This is a genomic window from Cytobacillus purgationiresistens (assembly GCF_030813235.1).
Classification (GTDB): Bacteria; Bacillota; Bacilli; order Bacillales; family Cytobacillaceae; genus Cytobacillus; species Cytobacillus purgationiresistens.
On record NZ_JAUSUB010000076.1, the window covers coordinates 1 to 1,388 of the forward strand.

Below are 1,388 nucleotides of genomic sequence, written 5' to 3' on the forward strand. Positions count from 1 at the left end.
CTTTTCCATCTGGTAAGATTATCGGTGCATGAAGCATGGCACGTATAATACCTAATAAATGCTTATCTCTAATTCCTAAAGTCCACATTTGCCGAATCAGCTTTGCATGATTTACATTGTCAAAGAAAGACTTTATATCTATATCTACGACGAAATGTAATTTGCTTCGATTCATCAATCTATAACATTGTGCAATGGCATGATGAGCCGAGCGATTTGATCTGAAACCATAGCTGTTGTCATGAAACTTTGCTTCGCAAATTGGTTCTAATACTTGAAGAATACACTGTTGAATAATTCTATCCCATATAGACGGTATCCCTAGGGGTCTTTGTTTTCCATTGGGTTTAGGAATGTTTACTCGTTTGACTGCTCTAGGTTTATAACAACAGAACATTTCCTTAATAACGCTGAGAAAGTCTTTTTCAGACATTATTCCAATATCCTTTATTGTCTGTTTGTCTATACTTTTAGTGTTACTGCCTTTATTCTTCTTAATATTTCTATATGCCAACATGATGTTTTCATCTGACATAATAACGCTCATAATATCAGTAAATATTTCCTGATTTTGACTTGCTTCATATAATCGGTCAAAGGTTTCCGTCATATCGTAATATTCGCTATGACGAAGTGTTTTGTTTGTTCTTACTCTATTCATAGCACCAGTCCTTTCTATTAGGAGTTGGTGTTTATTTGGTCTTACTCGATTCTATGAAATATATAGCATAGCTAAGTTTAAAGATTGACTTGTGGCTATCCCTCCGCCATATTTCTATAACTTCATAGGTACTGTGCCACTACTCTCACTGACATAAATGCAAGTTATATATTCCCTGCAGCCGTTTCATTGGTTTATAGCAACCTTCACGTTGTCAGCTTTCCACGTTCCGATAACCTTATCTTTACATCTACTTTTAGGTGCTTGCTTTAAGCCTGCATATATCCAATGCCTGTAACATTGTATGGTTGTTCATATCTACGATTCTTACTAAACCACTATATGCGTCCGTTTTATAGAACCCGATACATTACTGTACCGTCATGTTATAGACTCTTTCATTCACAAGTTCGTCAGTATATTACATTCTCACCATGAGTAGTTTATAGACTCCCGACCTATCGGCTACACCATTCACCTCTGAATAGTTTTCGTGCATCCTTTATGAATACTTACGGTAGCTTTCAGCCGACTTCACCGAGCTTTTAACACTTATCTGCTATATGATAAATGCTAATCGGAGTATCAGAGAGGGCGTTTCGAGGCGTTACCCTGTCATTCCACCCTTTGGGTTATCAGTTCTCCTTAATAGAAAACGATACTTTCGTTTTCAGATTTAAGTGCCTAACCTTTTCAGTTAGAAACGTGTCGCACCATAAAACATATT

Annotated in this window: 1 protein-coding gene; it reads right to left on the minus strand. The window is 36.6% G+C overall.

Going from position 1 to position 1,388, the window contains the following annotated elements; genetic code table 11:
- Positions 1–661: reverse transcriptase domain-containing protein (locus tag J2S17_RS28725; protein WP_307480808.1), on the minus strand; the 661-nt coding region annotated here is incomplete at its 3' end.
- Positions 662–1,388 lie beyond the last annotated feature (727 nt).